Origin of the sequence: Microbacterium testaceum StLB037 (assembly GCF_900104345.1) — a bacterium.
Taxonomy (GTDB): Bacteria; Actinomycetota; Actinomycetes; order Actinomycetales; family Microbacteriaceae; genus Microbacterium; species Microbacterium testaceum_A.
In genome coordinates this window covers 192,158-209,424 of record NZ_FNJN01000002.1, presented here as the reverse complement: position 1 = coordinate 209,424, position 17,267 = coordinate 192,158, and the positions used below count along the sequence as shown (strand labels likewise).

Sequence of the window (17,267 nt, the reverse complement as noted above, 5' to 3'; positions counted from 1 at the left end):
CTCTCTGCCGACGACATCGCTGAGCATCTCGGAGTGACCAAAAACACCGTCCACGCCTGGATCTCCGACAAAGGGGCCGGCACACAAGGTCGGACGCCTGTGGAAGTTCCAGGCGAGCGCGGTCGACGGCTGGGGGCGTCGAGGGGATGCCGGCGCCACGGACTGACCCGATTGGTCGCGATGTCGGCGGCCTGACGTATCCTGATCGACTTGCCATTTTCCAGGGGAGGAACCACGTGGACGCACCCACGGTGACGCTCGCTTCGTTGCGTGCCGGGCAGCGGTTGCGCGGGATTCTTCCTGGGCAGCCGGTGACCCTCGTCGGTGTGAGCCCGCTCGACGACGCCCTCGTCGAGATCTTCTTCCGCGACGACTCGGGTCGGACCGGCGAACGCACCATCACCAAACTCGACGCGGACAAGCTCGAGCTGGTCACCGATCTTGGGAACGCACCAGCGTTCGACGGCGACCCCGACGAGTTCCGGCTGGCAGCCGAGGCACTGCGCATCAAGTACGCCGCCCTCTATGACCCGATGGCCGCGGTGAACAGCTCGGACGTCGACCCGCTGCCGCACCAGATCCGCGCGGTGTACGAGGAACTCCTCCCGCGGATCCCGCTGCGCTTCCTGCTCGCCGACGACCCCGGCGCGGGCAAGACGATCATGGCTGGGCTCTACCTGAAGGAGCTCATCCTCCGCGCCGACTGCGAGCGGGCGCTGATCGTGGCACCGGGCGGGCTCGTGGAGCAGTGGCGCGAAGAGCTGTCGCAGAAGTTCGATCTCTCGTTCGAGATCTTCAACCGTCAGATGGTCGACGACGCGCAGGGCCGCAACGTGTTCACTGAGCACCCGTTCCTGGTCGCACGGATGGACCAGCTGTCCCGCAGCGACGACCTCATCGAGCAACTCTCCGACGTCGCCTGGGACGCTGTCGTGGTGGACGAGGCGCATCGCATGTCGGCGCACTATTCATCGTGGGCCGGTCAGGTCGACGAAACAAAGCGGTTCCGACTGGGACGGCTCCTTGCGGAGACTGCACACAACTTCCTCCTCATGACCGCAACCCCGCACGCGGGCAAGGAAGAAGACTTTCAGCTGTTCATGTCGCTGCTGGATCGCGATCGTTTCGAGGGCCAATTCCGTGCGGGGGTGCACCGTACTGACACGCGCGGTCTGATGCGGCGCATGGTGAAGGAAGAGCTCCTCACCTTCGAGGGCAAGCCGCTGTTCCCTGAGCGTCGTGCGTACACCGTCGAGTACGAGCTGAGCGACCCCGAGCGCGAGCTCTACGAGCTAGTCACCGGCTACGTACGCACCGAGATGGGGCGGGCGGAACGCCTCGCGCAGGCCGGCGACAAGAAGCGAGGCAACAACGTGGGCTTCGCGCTCACCGTGCTGCAGCGACGCCTCGCCTCGAGCCCAGAAGCCATCCTCCGATCACTTGAGCGACGCCAAGTGCGACTCGAGACGCGCTTGCGGGAGTGGCAACGCGCGACCGACGAGGCGAGGTACAGCACCTCGATGACCGCGGCGATCGATGAGTGGTCGACCGGGCGTGTCGCACTCGACTTCGAAGACGCCTCTACTTCGGCGCCAAGCTTCAACACCGACGAGTTCGACGATCTCGATGAAGAGGTCACGGAAGAAGAACGCACCCAGTTCGAGGCCCGTGTCGACGAGGTCGTCGATCTCGCCACGGCTGCCGAGTCAATCGGCGAACTACGGGCAGAGATCGCGATCCTCGAAGACCTCATCCGCGTCGCCCGGCGCGTCCGCCTGCTCGACGACGACAAGAAGTGGGTGCAGCTCCGCACAATTCTCGACGACCAGCTTCTGGTCCACGACGACTCGGGCGAACCGCGCAAAATCATCATCTTCACCGAGCACAAAGACACCCTCGACTACCTACGCCAGAAGATCACGACGCAGCTGGGACGCCCCGAGTCGGTCATCACGATTCACGGCGGCACCCGCCGCGAAGACCGCAAAGCGGCTCGCGAGCAGTTCACCTACGACCGCAGCACAGTCGTGCTCCTGGCGACGGATGCCGCGGGCGAAGGCCTCAACCTGCAGCGTGCGCACCTCATGGTCAACTATGACCTGCCGTGGAACCCGAATCGCATCGAGCAGCGCTTCGGCCGCATCCACCGCATCGGCCAGCGCGAGGTGTGCCACCTGTGGAACATGGTCGCGAAAGACACCCGCGAAGGGGACGTGTTCACCCGGTTGCTGTCAAAGATCGACCAGATGTCGATCGCATACAACGGCAACCTCTTCAACGTCCTCGGCGATGCGGATGCCTTCCAGGAGAAATCGCTCCGCGAATTGCTGATCGAAGCGATCCGGTACGGCGACGAACCCGAACGCAAAGCCGAGCTCGACCGCGTCATCGACGCCAGCGTCGCCCACGGGCTCGACACCATGGTCGCCGAGCGCGCACTGCACCCCGAGATGTACTCGTCACTCAATCTTGAAGAGATCCGCGGACGTATAGAGAAGGCCCGCGAACGACGCCTGCAGCCCGGATACATCGCGGCGTTCTTCATCTCGGCCTTCGAACGCCTCGGCGGTCGCATTCGTCGGCGCGAGAAGGGCAGGTACGAGATCACCCGTGTGCCCCAGCGCGTCATCGACACGGCCCGCAGGCTCAACCGGTGGTCTCCCGTGCCGGAACGGTACGAACGCGTCACCTTCGAGACCGCACTCGTTCGACCCGAGCATCAGACACAGGCCGCGCTCCTCGCCCCCGGCCACCCGCTGCTGCAAGCGGTCATCGAGCTCACCATCGAAGACCTCGGGCCCGTGCTCAAACGCGGAACTGTGTTCATCGACCGTCGCGAGCAGCAATCCGAGCAGACTGCGCTGCTGTACGCGGTTGAGCAGCGCGTACAGAACGCCACCATCGGCGCCGACACTGTGTCGCACCATTTCGACTACCCCGTCCTCGACACCGAAGGCACCGTCACTCTGGCTGCCTCGCCGCCCTACCTCGAATACGACGCACCACACGCTAATGAAGCTCAAGCAATCGCCGAGGTTCTCGCCGACGAGTGGGTGAAGAGCGACCACGAACGCTCGATCCGCGCGTGGGCGTATCGAGACGGTCTCGCACCCCGTATGGACGAGCTCGCTACCCGCATCACCGTGGACGTCGACCGCACCCGCGCGCAGGTCAAGGAACGTCTCCTCGCCGAGATCAACCACTGGGACCGTGAGCACAACCGCCTCGAAGCACTCGAACGCGCGGGGACCGTGGGTAGGGTTCGCGCGGAAACAGCGCTGCAACGAGCGCGCCAACTCGACGAGCGTCTCGACAAGCGACTCCGTGCGCTCGACGAAAGCACGCAACTCGTCGCACTTCCCGCGGTCGTCCGCGGATCGGCACTCATCGTGCCGAGCAAACGACTGTCGACTGTCGACGACGCCGCACCCCAGACCTTCGCGCGCAATACCGAGCTCGTCGAACGCCGAGCGGTCGAGGCCGTCCTCGCCACCGAACGCGCACTCGGCCGCACACCACGCGAGATGCCCAGGAACAATCCCGGGTACGACATCCAATCCTTCGATCTCGACGGGCGCATTCACTACATCGAGGTGAAGGGACGAATCGAGGGGTCCGACACCTTCACGATCACGACGAACGAGGTCACCTTCGCTCAGACTCAGGGCGACCGCCACCGACTCGCCCTCGTTCTCGTGTCGCCGGACGGCGAGAAGCGGGATCGTCTCCGCTACGTGCTCGACGCGTTCACCCACATCGAGCCGTCCGCCACAACTCGGTCGTACAACGAGGAATGGCGCGACTACTGGGACCGCGGAGGTGCACCCTCGTGATCACAGTTGTTACGCAAGGCACTCAGTGGGGGGTCGGCCATGGCGGTTTCCACACCCAGCTCACGCAGGTGATCGCGCCTGGATCGTCCGTCACTGACTTCCGGTTCATCTACGACTGCGGGACGAAGAACAGTCAGGGTCCACTAAGAGATTGCATAACCCAGTATGTCGGGCGCCTAGAGGTCGACAGAGTTGGTGCACTCGATCTCGTGATCCTTTCCCACTTCGACTACGACCACGTCAGCGGCCTGCCCTGGCTGTCGAAGATGCTCCGGCGGCACAATGTCAAGGTCGGCCGTGTTTTCGCGCCAGCGATCACACCGCTTGAGTCACTGCTGTTGATCGCTCATAACGATCCACCAACGAGGTGGTACGTGAACCTCCTCGCGAACCCTTACGGCGAACTGTCATCTCTCTTTCCCGGTGCAGAAGTGGCGTTGCTCGAACCGGCCACCGCCCCGGACTTCGCCGACCTGGATGAGCGACCCCAGTCGCAGGGTCGCTCGCCTCACTCGGTGTCATTGGACGCTACTGACATGCGCCATGTCTGGGCAGCGATCCCGTACGCACATCAGCTCGCCATCTCCGGTCGAGAAGATTTCGTCACGTTGGTCAGAACTGCGCTCGAGATCGACATCGAAAGACTCGACTTCGATGAACTGCTGCGCACGATCGGCGGCGATCGAGGCACCCTCCGAAAGATCAAGCTGCTCAGCGCCGACATGTTCGGACATGGTGGCGTCAATGCCAATTCTGTGTGTCTCTGGGCGGGGCCAGATGCCATGCCCGCAAGCGGGCGGGTCACCCACGATCATGCCTGGGGTAGCTCTCAGTTGCTGCCCGACCATTCACCCGCCGCATGGCTCGGCACAGGTGACGCAGTTCTCCGAGACGCGGGGTCCGCGGGGTTCGTCAATTACTACGGTAGGCCCCGGCTTGATTCAGTCGCATACGTCGGTGCGCCCCACCACGGTTCCGAGCACAACTCAGATGAGGACTTCTGGCGGCATTTTCGTCGCGGGACGCGAGTGACTACTCATGCACAAGGCCTCTACGGCCACCCTCACGCTCGCACTCTCCATGACATCGAAGCGGCTGGACTCGTCCCAGTACCCGTTAGCCAGCTTCATGGGCCGATGCGCTTCACCTCGACCCATACCTTCGACGCGTAGACACACATTCAAGGATCGAGAATATGGCCCCGTACAAGAAGAAGCTCATCGAGACGTCTCTGCCGCTCGAAGCCATCAACGCCGAGGCATCGCGAGAGAAGTCCATCCGGCATGGGCATCCTTCGACCCTGCACCTGTACTGGGCGCGTCGGCCACTGGCCGCAGCACGCGCGGTTCTGTTCGCACAGCTAGTGGATGACCCGGCCTCGCGGCCTGCGGAGTTCCCTACCGTTGAAGAGCAGGACGCCGAGCGCGCTCGTCTTCACCGGCTTCTCGAGCAGCTGGTCATCTGGGAGAACAGCAATGACGAGACTCTGCTGAGTCAGGCTCGAGCCGAGATCCGAAAGAGCAACAACGGTGAGCTTCCAGCCGTCCTCGATCCATTCGCCGGCGGCGGTGCCATCCCTCTAGAAGCGCAGCGACTCGGACTGGAAGCGCACGCGAGCGACTTGAACCCTCTTGCGGTGCTCATCAACAAGGCCTTAATCGAGATCCCCCCTAAGTTCACCGGGCGGGCACCAGTCTTTCCTGGCCGGGCAGAGACCCGGAATGGGTGGAGCGGGGCGGAGGGACTCGCTGAGGATGTGAGGGCGTACGGGCAATGGATGCGAGATGAAGCGGAACGCCGCATCGGGCACATCTACCCGAAGGCGACCAGCAGTGATGGAACCACGCGCGCAGTCATCGCGTGGATCTGGGCGCGGACCGTCAAGAGTCCGAACCCGGCGAATCCGATCGAAATCCCGTTGGTACGTTCCTGGTGGCTGAGTAAGAAGAAGGGCAACGAGGCCTGGATCCGTGCCGAAGTAGTGAACGGAGAGGTCCGCTACGAAGTCCGACACGATGCAGGCGGGCCGAATCCTGATGCCGACGGAACAGTCAATCGCCAGGGTGCCATCTCGATCGCCGACGGAACACCGATCGACCTGAACTACATCCGTGCGGAGGCACGTGCTGGCCGCATGGGGGCGCAACTCATGGCGGTGGTGGCTGAGGGAGACCGCGGCAGGCTGTTTCTGTCGCCCACGACGGAACAGCGGGACGCCGCTGACGTAGCACGCCCAAACGACGTCCCTCTGGGCGAGATCTTCGACTGGCCCGGGCGCATCAACGTGTACCGCTATGGGATGACCGAGTGGGCCGATCTCTTCACCAATCGCCAACTCGTCACACTCACAACACTTAGCGACTTGGTGAGCGAGGCACGCAGCCGAGCATTCGAGGATGCCGTGGCCGCGGGGCTCGCCCATCAAGACTCGCTGCAGGACGGAGGTATGGGTGCAGAGGCATACGCCGATGCGGTGGCGACCTACCTCGCGTTCGGTGTCAGCCGTCTCACCGACATCTCGAACTCACTTTGCCGCTGGGAGGTTTCAAAGACGCAGGTCCGAAATCTCTTCGGGCGACAGGCGATTCCGATGGTCTGGGACTTCGCCGAGACGATGCCTTTCGGCACCGCTGCAGGTGGATTCACTGTCAGCCTCGGTAGTCTGCTGAAGGCGCTGCTTCGGCTCCCCGTCGAGGGTGCAGCATTTGTTCGCCAAGCAGATGCGGCGTCACGCGATTACTCCGGGCTCGTGGTCTCAACGGATCCGCCGTACTACGACAACATCGGCTACTCCGACTTGTCCGACTTCTTTTACGTGTGGCTACGCCGGTCACTGTCGACCATCCAGTCAAAGACTGTGGGAACGATGCTCACGCCAAAGTCCGAGGAACTCGTGGCAAACCCCTACCGTCACAACGGGAGGGCCGGAGCCGAGAGGTTCTTCATCGACGGCTTTAACTCTGTATTTGCTCGCGTTCGCGACGGCGCTCGTCCCGATATTCCGTTGACGGTGTATTACGCCTACAAGCAGCAGGATTCCAGTGCTGACGGAACCTCGTCAACTGGTTGGCACACGCTGCTCGACGGGCTGATAGACGGCGGCTGGGAGATTACCGCGACCTGGCCGATGAGGACCGAGACCGGGAACCGCCTGATCGCCAGCGGATCGAACGCGCTCGCCTCGTCGATCGTCCTGGCATGTCGCCCTCGGCCCACAGCCGCACCCGCCACCACTCGTAGAGCCTTCGTTGCAGCGCTCAAGTCCGAGCTCCCCGCCGCGCTACGCACGCTCATGCAGGGAACTATCGCACCTGTTGACCTAGCGCAGGCAGCCATCGGTCCTGGCATCTCTGTGTTCTCTCGGTACTCACGAGTACGCGAGGCAGACGGCTCCGACATGAGTGTGAAGGATGCGCTACTGCTGGTGAACGCAACACTCGATGAAGTAATCGGCGAGCAGGAGGCCGACTTCGACCCCGACACCCGGTTCGCCGTCAAGTGGTACCGCCAGTACGGCTGGATGCAGGAGAACTCGGGCATCGCCGACCAACTCGCGCGCTCGTCCGATACATCGATCGGAGCGCTTGAGCGCGGCGGCATCTTCGAGGCGAGAGGCGGGAAAGCACGCCTCCTCTCGCCGACTCAGCTCGAGGACGCCTGGGACGTGAGCGCAGATGAGCGCGTCAGCGTCTGGGAAGCGACAGTGCGTCTCGCGGCGGTCATGGCGAAGCACGGCGCAGATCAGGTCGCCTCACTGCTCCCGTCGGTGCAGACGCGGGTGAATCTCGATGCGGTGAAGGAGCTCGGCTTCCTCCTCTTCCATGAAGCGGAGAAGAAGCACGACACCAAGGATGCGATTCTCTTCAACGGCCTTGTGAGCGCGTGGGGTGATGTGAACGAGCAGGCGCGAAAGCACGCCGGTTCTCCCCGAGCGGTACAACAGGCGTTCGACTTCGATGAGGATGGGGACTGATCTCGATGGCCATGAACAACCGTGACCGCGTGGGCAAGGCCTTCGACCTACTCTCGGAAGGACTGCTCGATTCCGTCGACGAAGTGATGACCGCCGCCTGGGGCACCTCGGACTGGCCCGCCGCGTGGGCACAAGAAGACGCCCAGCGCCGAGGTGGGCCTGCCCGAACATTAACGAAGCACGATGTCCAGGTGCAGCTTCGCGCAATCACCGAGCAGGGGTACCGATTCAAGGACGTTCTGTCGCGTGCGCAGCAGGGGTTCGGCTCCGAACTACGCGAGACGCGAAACCTGTGGGCGCACAACGAGCCGTTCAGTTCTGATGACGCGGCGCGCGCCCTCGACACGATCGAACGGCTGCTCCATGCCGTCGGCGCGGTCGACTCGGCCGAGGACGTCCGCAAGCTCCGGGTCGACCTGCAGCGCACGGTCTTCGAAGATCAAACACGAAAGCAGGTCAAGCGGACGACGGTGACGCTCGACCCGGGTTCGGGTCTGCGGCCCTGGCGCGAGGTGATCCGCCCGCATGATGATGTGGCGCGCGGCGAGTTCACGGCATCCGAGTTCGCTGCCGACCTGCATCTCGTGCGAACCGGTCAGGCGACGAGTCCCGAGTATGGCGACCCCGTGGAGTTCTTCACCCGCACCTACCTGACGGAAGGTCTGCGGGATCTGCTGTCGCGGGCGCTCCGACGCGTGGGCGACGGGGACGGGAACGCGAGCCCGGTCGTCAATCTGCAGACCAACTTCGGTGGCGGCAAGACGCACTCGATGCTCGCTCTCTACCACCTCTTCAGCGGCACGCCAGCAAAGGACTTCCCGCAGGAGCTACAGGAGCTCATCGCCGAGACCGGGAACTCGGATCTTGCGACGCTGGGTGTGAAGCGAGTCGCGCTCGTCGGCACCTATTTGAAGGCGGGATCACCGCTCATCAAGGATGACGGGACCGAGGTGCGTACGCTCTGGGGCGAGCTCGCCTGGCAGCTCGGCGGCCGTGAGGCCTACGACCTGGTCGCTGATGACGACCGAGCTGGGACAAACCCCGGAGAATCGCTACGGACGCTGATCGCGAAGTACTCGCCGGCGCTGATCCTGATCGACGAGTGGGTAGCGTACGCGCGGCAGCTCGTCACGGACAAGGAGCTTCCGTCAGGCTCGTTCGAGACGCAGTTCACATTTGCGCAGTCGTTGACGGAGGTCGTGCGCTCGGTGCCCGGCGCGATGCTCGTCGTCTCGATTCCGGCATCCGACACCGGCGACGCGGGTAGCGGAAGCGACATCGAGATCGGTGGTGCCAATGGCCAGCTTGCGCTGGAGCGCCTGCAGAACGTGATCCGCCGCGTCGCGGACCAGTGGCGTCCGTCGAGCAAAGACGAGTCCTTCGAGATCGTGCGACGTCGGCTCTTCCAGGCACCGAACGCCGAAGGCCTCACGACCATCTCGGCAGTCGCGCGCAGCTTCGTAACGCTGTATCGGACCAACACTGCACTGTTCCCGCGCGACGCCGCGACGCCGAGCGACGACTACGAGCAGCGGATTCGCGCGTCGTACCCGCTACACCCGGAACTGCTCGACCGACTATACGAAGACTGGTCGACACTGGAGCGATTCCAGCGCACCCGTGGCGTGCTCAAGCTCGTGTCGTCGATCGTCCACGAGCTGTGGGCCTCCAACGACACGTCGCCGCTGATCCTCCCCGGCAACGTGCCGCTGGAAGCGACAACCGTCAACACCGACCTAACCCAGTACCTTGAGGACCAGTGGAAGCCGATCATCGACTCGGACATCGACGGGCCAGGATCGATGGCGCAGCAGATCGACCTGGATCGCCCCAACTTGGGACAGAGGTTCGTGACGCAGCGGATCGCGCGAACGATCTTCATGGGCGCCGCCCCGCGGATCAAGGCGTCTCGGAAAGGCCTCGACAAGCAGTACGTCTGGCTCGGCACGGCAGCGCCAGGTGACACGCTCGGCAACTTCGGCAGCGCGATCGAGCTGCTCGCGCAGCGCTCGACCTACTTCTACGAGGAGCAAGGCCACTACTGGTTCGACACTCAGCCCTCGGTGACCAAGACGGCGAACGACTACGCCGAGCGACTCCGTGAAGATGTCGAGACAGTGTGGAACGAAATCACCGATCGCCTCCGCAGCGAAGAACGCGCGCGCGGTGTCTTCGATCGGGTTCACGTCGCCCCGGCATCCAGCGCCGACATCCCCGACCTCGAGAACGCGCGACTGGTCATTGTGCATCCGCGCCACTCGCGGCGGAAGTCGGACTGCGCCGACTCGTCCGCTCACCAGTGGGTGCGCGACGCGATCGAGACCAAGGGCGCCAGCCAGCGCGTGCACCGCAACACCCTCGTCTTCCTCGTCGCCGACAAGAGCGAGCTCGAGAGCCTCGAGGCCGCTGCGCGCAGCTACCTCGCGTGGAAGCGTGTGCAGGCGACCAGCGAGAGCCTCAACCTGTCGGTGCAGCAGCGCAAGCAGACCGATGACTGGGTCACTCGCCTCGACCGGACCGTGTCGGACCGGGTCCGCGACACATTCGTGTGGGCGGTCTATCCCGAGCAGTTCGACGCCACCAAACCGTTCGAGCTGATCACGGACAAGGTGCCCGACTCCAACGGCCGCTCTCTTGCGGAGCGCGTGGCTGCAAAGCTCTCCCGTGATGATCAGCTCGTCACCGAGCTGGGTGCGCCGATCCTCGGCGCCACGCTGCATCAGGAGCTTGGACAGCTGTGGCGGGAGAAGGGCGAGATTAGCGTCGGCGAGTTGTGGGGATACTTCACTCGGTACGTCTACCTGCCGCGCCTCGTTCGCCGAGAAACTCTCGACTCCGCGATCGAACGGTCACTCAACTCCGTCCTGGTCGACGGCGAGAAGTTCGCAGTCGCGACAGCAAAGGACACCGAGGCTGACCGCTACCGCGGGCTAATCGTGCCGCCGGCGCACGACACCGCGATCCAGGTCACCGATAGCACGCTCCTCGTGGACTGGAGTAAGGCTGAGGAACAAGCGTCCGCCGATCGAATCGCCGCGGCTCGCGAGGCTGCTGCGCGAGCCGCGGAGGAAGGTGCCGCGGAGGTCGGGCCGATCGACATCGTCATGATCGATGACGAGTCAGACCAGGCGGAGGCGCCGAGTGATGCGAGCTTGGCGGCGCGACGCCCCAGCCGCTACTTCGGCTCCGTGAAGGTCGATCCTGATCGGTATTCACGCGACATAGGGAATGTGACTCGCGAGATCATCGATCGCCTCGCTGGCGCCGGCGCCAGGCTCGAGATCACGATCGACATCCAGGCCAGCAAGAGCGACGGCTTCGACGAGGGCGAGGTGCGGACGATCTCTGAGAACGCGCGCGTGCTCAAGTTCGACTCCAGCTCCGGCTTCGAGACGAGCTGAGCGGATGGCACGACCACCTGCGTGGAGGTACACGCTCGATGAGGCGCGTCGGCAGGCGCTGGTGGCGATCGACTTCTACAACCGGCCGGGTGATCGCCGCAGCTTTAGCGACTTCATCGTGCACATCCATCTCTCCTGGCAGAACCTCCTGCACGCTGATCGCATCCGACGCAAGGCAGAGATCTTTTATCGCGAGTCGGGCGGTCGCCGCCTCTTCAAGCGCAACCCAGACGGCTCGAAGAAGACGTGGGACCTCAGCCTATGCGTTAAGCATGAGTTCAATGACAACGACCCGATCAGGGCGAACGTCGAGTTCTTCATTGGACTGCGCAATCGCGTTGAGCATCGATTCCAGGACTCGGTGCTCGTTGCTACCGCGGCGGAAGCGCACGCATGCATCATCAACTTCGAGACCGAGCTCGTTCGGCGATTCGGTGCGTCCGAGACCCTCGGCACCGAACTAAAGTTCCCCGTCTTCGTCCAGTCTCTGAGCCCGTCACGCTACGAGGAGCAGCGAGACTTGCGGCGGGGCCTCCCCGCAACGGTCTCTACGTTCATCACCGAGTTCCAGAGCAGTCTCACGGACGAGGTGCGTAGTGACGAACGGTTCGCGTACCGACTACTCCTCCTCCCCATGAAGGGGCCCAAGACTGAGGCAGATCTCGCGCTGAACTTTGTCCGCCAGGATGAGCTCAGTGAGGAGGAGTTGCAGGCACTGCTCGGGCAGCAGGGCAGCGTGATTGTCGCTGAGAAGTATCGCGAAGCTGTACACGGCGACGAGATGTTGCCGAAGGCTGCAGCGGATGCCGTGATGGCGCGTGTTCCGTTCGTCTTCAGCGTCAATGACTTCACCATCGTGCGGAAGGCTTGGGAGATCGGTCCGGCCAAGAGCGGCTCGAAAGAGCAGCTCCCTAAGTCAGACGGCTATTGCGTCTACTCGCCCGCGTTCAAGCAGTTCGTCTACCGTCCGAAGCTCGTGGAGCGCATCGTCGAAGCGACATCGAATGCGGAGGACTTCGAGAAGCTGATCGGACGCACTCCGATACTGAAGCCCGCCAGTTAACGATTCCCGTTGATGATCCTCCCGAGCCAGCCTAGAACCCCGGGCGATGAGCGGTCGCGCCAGCAACTCTATGGCGACGATCCGCAGCGCGAGCCTTCTCCAGCCACGTTGAAGGCATGTTTGATCGAGCTCGCGCGAGCCGTGGAAACGACACTCTCCCGGTCGACAGAGGCTGTCAGATCCCAACTGGATTCGCCAGACGTCGTTGCGATGCGTAACGCGATCCTCACTCCTCTGACCGAGGCGACTCATCGCGTGGCCGAGGCTCGCCGTCAACTGCTGGGTCGTGACGTGGATCGCCCCTTCCGGATCGTCCTTATGGGGCGGACGATGGCTGGCAAGAGCACATTGTTCGAGTTTCTTACCGGTGGGGATGGTGCGAGTGTCGGCCGCGGAGGCCAGCGCACGACTCGTGCGTCGCACACGGGGACAGTCCTTGGTCACGACATAGAGATCGTTGATACGCCCGGAGTCGGCGCGATGGACGGGGACGCCGACTACGAGGAAGCATTCAGCCAGGTTGCCGACGCGGACTTGATCCTTTGGGTCGCGACCAACGAAGCTACGCAGGAACGAACCGGCCGCGCGCTTGAGCAACTCGCCGATTACGGCAAGCCGATCCTGGTGGCCCTGAACTGCCTCCGAGACGTCACGGACCAGCTGGATTTGCTTGAGCTGTTGGAGGACCCGGACTTCGTGTTCGGCGGCGACACTCTCGGCAATCTGAAGCCGATTGACCGCCACCTCGCACGTGCCGGCGGCCGCTACATCTCGGCAGTGCTGATTCATGCCCAAGCCGCGCTGATGTCTGAGGCCAGCGATCTGACTCCCGAGGACGCGAGCGAAATACGTCGAGCGAGCAGGGTCGAACGACTTCTCGCCGAGATTGATGTTCAGAAGGACCGAACTGCGGACGCTCGACGCGCAGCGAGTATCGGAGACTTCACCCGTGCGGAATTGCTGGATGCCGCAAGCACAACCGCCGCGTCGGCGAAGGTTGCGCGAGCGATGCTCGACACCACCCGAGGAAGCCTCAACGACTTCAAGCGGCGCGCCGACCGTCGGGTAGATGACGCGCACATCGAACTCATGGCCGCGTTCTCCGTGGCGCTCTCACGTCGAGAACGCTGGATCGAAGGTGTCGACGTCGGCCTAAGCGACAAGAAAATCACCGCGGCGTGGGCCAGCGAGATGGTCGTGCTCAAGGACGAGATCAGTGCGGACGTCGACCATGCCGGCCGACGCCTCGAGCGGGATCTGAAACAGATTGCCTTCGACGTCGCCGATGACTGGGCACACTTCGACGTCGGCGAGTTCCAGGAACTCGGGGGTCGGGGCGCGATCTGGGGCAATCGTCTGGTAAAGGTCGGGGGTAGATTCGCTGCGGCGGTCGGTACGACCGTTCTCGGCGCGAAGATCGGCGCACTTGCTGGCACTGCATTGGGCCCCGGGTTGGGAAACGCCATCGGGCTCGGCCTTGGCGCGATCGTCGGTCTTCTGACCGGACTGCTCGGCTTGAGTCGTGGCATCGACTGGGTCAGCGACAAGGTCTTCCGAAACGCCGCCGAAGTTCGCGAACGACGGCGAGTGAAAGTACGCGACCAGCTGTCGCCGCTGCTGGTTCAGGTCAGCGAGCGGTTGACGCAGTCAGGCGAGGTGGTCCGTGCCGTGTGGCAGCAGGCAGTGGATCAGGAGGCGGCACGACACTCGGTCTGGATCGACATGCTTGAGCGGGCCGAGCACACCATCGACCACACCATCGAGTTGGAGCTCGAGCCCATACTCTCCCAGGTCGATACCGAGATCGCACGTGAGCTCCTGCGGATTATGGGGCGAGGCCGGGCTGCCTCGGCACTGATACGCGCCACTCGTTGGCAAGGCGCAGGTATGGCCGTGGAACTCCCCGAGCCTGAGTTCAGCGAACTGGTCCTCTTCCCAATCGCGGAGGACATCGAGCGCGTGCTGCCCGCGGCAGCATCCGCGACGTCCTCGGCCAGCGCTATCCAGCTTGTTCGAAACCTGTCGGACGGTGCGGTGACGGTCCATGAGTGGACGGACTCGCAGGTGAGAGTTGCACTTGCACATCCGCTCGCGCTCGGAGCCAAAGAAGTGTGGCAGTCCCTGGCATTGGCCCACACGGGAGTCAGATTGAACATCAGCGAGCACATCGAAGGAGACGCATTGTGACAAAGGTTCTCATCCACGAACTGCCAGGGCAATCGGAGCGTCTGCTCGCACGGCTTCAAGCCTTGCTGGGTGAAGCATCGGGCAGCACGGCAGCAGGGTTGCTCGCGCGCGCGACGAGCCATCACGCCGAGAAGCCGCGCATGGTTCTCACCGGCCAGTACAGCAGCGGAAAGTCGAGTCTCATCAAGGCGCTGACCGATGGTGCGGTGGAACCGCTCATCGACGCGGATGTCGCCACGGGCGAAGTCACCGAGTACGAGTGGGACGGCGCCGTTGTGCTCGTCGACACACCCGGCGTCCAATCGGGTCTGCGTAGCCACGACGAACTCGCGATGGATGCGATCGGCAACGCCGACTTCATCCTGTTCGTCGTTACCGTCAGCCTCTTCGACGACGCTTCCCGCGACTTTCTCCGACGCCTGGCCAATGGGCTACAGCTGCATGGGCAGATGATCGTCGTCATCACACAGACAAGCAAGCGTTCCGCCGCGGAAGGCGTGAGACATCAGGCGGTGCAAGACGCGCTCGGAACCGCCACCTTCAACTTGCCCATCGTCGAGGTCGACTCGGTCGACTACCTGCGAAGCCTCCAAGGTGGAAGCCGCGCCGAGGCATTCAGAGATAGGTCCCGAATCGACGAGTTGCGCGCGATGATCAACCAGGTCAGCGCTGAACGAGGCGAGCTCGCTCGCCTGCGCCAGCCGCTGCATCTGATCCGACAGCTCTGCGATGACGCGCAGGAACTGTTCGCGCCCGATGACACGTCTCGCGCCGCCCTCGCACTGCTTGCCGCGCAGAGCCGTGCAATCTCGCAGCGGCGCTTCATGCTCGATCAGAGCTTCGGAAGAGCGGATGCTGACTTCAAGCGGGACTGTCTCGTGGATGTCGTCGGATTCGTCGACACGGCCTCGACGCTCCCGGACGACCAGACGCAGGCTCGCGAGATGCTCGCCGACGCAGAGGCTCGTCTCATCGAGTCTCTCGAACGTCACGCGACGGCGTTCGCCGAACGGATCAACAGACTCGCCGACTCCGAGTTCGACACATTGTCCGAAGAGCTGTTGGAGATTGGCGAGAGCAATCGACTCAGTCTGCTGCTCCGGCCGGCGGGCGCGGTCTCGCTCGACACTCCCGATCGAGTCCACTCCAGTGTTTCGGCATCGGCAGCCCAAGCGGGGACACCGATCGCGGTGGACTGGCAGAAGATCGGCGACCTCATCAAGCGCGGACAGGGCTGGTGGGGTGCAGGCAACGGACTGCGTGAGGCTTCAGGTTCGCTCGGTCACAAGCTCGTCAAGGACGTCGGCCACACGTTCGGCTACAAGTTCAAGCCCTGGCAAGCGCTGAAGATCGCAGACAAGATCGGCAAAGCCGCGAAGGTCGGTGGATTCGTCATCTCGGCCGGGACAGCGGGTTACGAAGTCTGGAAGAACGAACGCGAGGCGCGAGCCGCGCAGATCCAAAGCGAACGCCAGCACTCCGCGCTCGTCACCGAGATCATGGGTCATGCCGACAAGATCGCATCTGATGCACGTCGCGAGCTTGCCGCCATCATCGACCCGCCGCTGGACAAGCTCCTCGACGAGATCCGTGTTTCCCAGGATCAGATCCTAAACGCGGAGACCACCCGCGCTTCGGCCGCTGGCGAGCTTCGAGAGATCGCCACCGAAGCGGACCGACTGCTGTCGCTCAGTGAAGGTGTTGCTCCGGCGCAGGGCGAAGGAGATGCCGTTGAGTAGCAAGTGGAGTTGGTTCTTCGGCTTTCTCACCGCCGCTTCGCTCGTATTCGGCGTCATCTTCTTCGTTGCTACACAACAGCTCACGGGACGGGACTGGATCGTCCTGCTAATCGGTCTGGTATCGGGGGCATTGACAACGGCGTTGATTGCGACCTTCATCGCGCATCGACCCACTCCAGTAAGCATGAGCGCGGAGTCCGGTAAGGCCCCGTCGACCGAGAGCAAATCAGCGAGGACTGGCCGGGCATCGATCAGCATGCCTGGCCAGGTCACACACGGCAGGCTGCACACGTCGCTGAACCTGCGGACCCGAGTTCACAGTGTCTATTGGAACTCGACGCGCTCCCCTGCTGGGGAGCTGCGGCCTGGGCGCGGCGAAAGCTTCGACGTGATCGACGACGAAGGCCGACACCGTGGCCAGGTGAAATCTATCCGCGCTGGCATGGAACTCATCGAGAAGTCCTTCTCGGAGTGAGATATCGCCGCGGGCGATCTCTCACTCGCGGGGCCACGTAGACGCACAAATGTCCAGATGGACACACCGCGGACATTTCATCCGCGAAATGGACAACTCCAAAAAAACTTACAGGCGTCGCTACATCCCCAGTGCCACATCCGCGAACCGCGAATAGTGCCCCTGGAACGCCACCGTGATCGTGTGCGTCGGACCGTTACGATGCTTCGCCACGATCAGGTCGGCCTCGCCGGCGCGCGGTGAGTCCTTCTCGTAGGCGGCCTCGCGGTGCATCAGCACCACCATGTCGGCGTCCTGCTCGATCGAGCCCGACTCACGCAGGTCGCTCAGGGCGGGCTTCTTGTCGGCGCGCTGCTCGGCGCCACGGTTCAGCTGCGAGAGGGCGATGACGGGAACCTGCAGCTCCTTCGCCATCAGCTTCAGCGCACGCGAGAACTCACTGACCTCTTGCTAACGAGACTCCACGCGCTTGCCGCTGGTGAGCAGCTGGAGGTAGTCGATGACCACCATCTTCAGACCCTCACGCTGCTTGAGACGACGGCATTTCGCGCGGATCTCGACCAGCGTCATGTTCGGGCTGCCCCGAACGCGAATGA

8 protein-coding genes and 1 pseudogene are annotated in these 17,267 nt (G+C 63.4%); 8 read left to right on the top strand and 1 reads right to left on the bottom strand.

The window, feature by feature from the left end; genetic code table 11:
* Nucleotides 1-236: 236 nt before the first annotated feature.
* The 8 genes from BLS25_RS04255 to BLS25_RS04220 are packed head-to-tail and all read left to right on the top strand — an operon-like array spanning nt 237 to nt 16,671.
* Nucleotides 237-3,833, top strand: coding sequence for a helicase-related protein (locus BLS25_RS04255; protein ID WP_074694550.1), 3,597 nt, complete (start codon nt 237-239; stop codon nt 3,831-3,833).
* Complete coding sequence (locus BLS25_RS16565; protein WP_143017822.1) at nt 3,830-5,005, top strand: MBL fold metallo-hydrolase; 1,176 nt, start codon at nt 3,830-3,832, stop codon at nt 5,003-5,005. Before BLS25_RS04255 ends, BLS25_RS16565 begins: the two co-directional genes overlap by 4 nt.
* A gap of 23 nt (nt 5,006-5,028) precedes the next feature.
* A complete protein-coding gene (locus BLS25_RS04245; protein WP_074694548.1) occupies nt 5,029-7,806 on the top strand; it encodes a DUF1156 domain-containing protein in 2,778 nt (925 codons plus the stop codon).
* Between the two features lie 5 nt (nt 7,807-7,811).
* On the top strand, nt 7,812-11,207 hold the full coding sequence (locus BLS25_RS04240; RefSeq protein WP_074694547.1) for a DUF499 domain-containing protein: 3,396 nt from the start codon (nt 7,812-7,814) through the stop codon (nt 11,205-11,207).
* A 4-nt stretch (nt 11,208-11,211) separates the two neighbouring features.
* Nucleotides 11,212-12,270, top strand: coding sequence for a DUF3644 domain-containing protein (locus BLS25_RS04235; protein WP_074694546.1), 1,059 nt, complete (start codon nt 11,212-11,214; stop codon nt 12,268-12,270).
* 12 nt (nt 12,271-12,282) lie between these two features.
* On the top strand, nt 12,283-14,457 hold the full coding sequence (locus tag BLS25_RS04230; RefSeq protein ID WP_081349679.1) for a GTPase domain-containing protein: 2,175 nt from the start codon (nt 12,283-12,285) through the stop codon (nt 14,455-14,457).
* Nucleotides 14,454-16,196, top strand: a complete 1,743-nt coding sequence (locus tag BLS25_RS04225) for a GTPase (protein WP_143017821.1) — start codon at nt 14,454-14,456, stop codon at nt 16,194-16,196. The genes BLS25_RS04230 and BLS25_RS04225 overlap by 4 nt, the downstream gene beginning before the upstream one ends.
* Nucleotides 16,189-16,671, top strand: a complete 483-nt coding sequence (locus tag BLS25_RS04220; RefSeq protein ID WP_143017820.1) for a hypothetical protein — start codon at nt 16,189-16,191, stop codon at nt 16,669-16,671. Before BLS25_RS04225 ends, BLS25_RS04220 begins: the two co-directional genes overlap by 8 nt.
* Nucleotides 16,672-16,791: 120 nt before the next feature.
* On the opposite strand, the pseudogene BLS25_RS04215 reads toward BLS25_RS04220, so the two are convergent.
* A pseudogene (locus BLS25_RS04215) lies at nt 16,792-17,265 on the bottom strand (DnaB-like helicase C-terminal domain-containing protein).
* Nucleotides 17,266-17,267: the final 2 nt, after the last annotated feature.